The organism is Anaerovorax odorimutans (genome assembly GCF_024459955.1).
GTDB lineage: Bacteria > Bacillota > Clostridia > Peptostreptococcales > Anaerovoracaceae > Hominibacterium > Hominibacterium odorimutans_A.
This window is the reverse complement of record NZ_JANFXK010000148.1, coordinates 1-263: the sequence shown is the minus strand read 5'-3', so window position 1 is coordinate 263 and position 263 is coordinate 1. Positions and strand designations below refer to the sequence as shown.

The window sequence follows — 263 nt, the reverse complement described above, 5'->3', positions numbered from 1 at the left end:
CAAACTTGTTATAACAAGGAATTAAATCAAAGAGAAAGAAGAAAGTAGGTTAGTTTAAATGGCAAAGAAAGTTGCAAAAAAAGTAACAAAAAAACGTGTCAAGAAAAACGTTGAACGAGGACAGGCACATATCCAGTCATCTTTTAATAATACAATCGTTACATTAACAGATACACAGGGAAATGCTCTTTCATGGGCAAGTGCAGGCGGTCTGGGATTTAGAGGTTCAAGAAAATCTACTCCATATGCAGCGCAGATGGCAG

At 36.9% G+C, this 263-nt stretch carries 1 protein-coding gene; it reads left to right on the top strand.

What is annotated here, in order from left to right:
* Positions 1–58: 58 nt before the first annotated feature.
* The coding region (gene rpsK, locus NE619_RS18255; protein WP_256133892.1) for a 30S ribosomal protein S11 at positions 59–263 on the top strand (205 nt) is incomplete at its 3' end.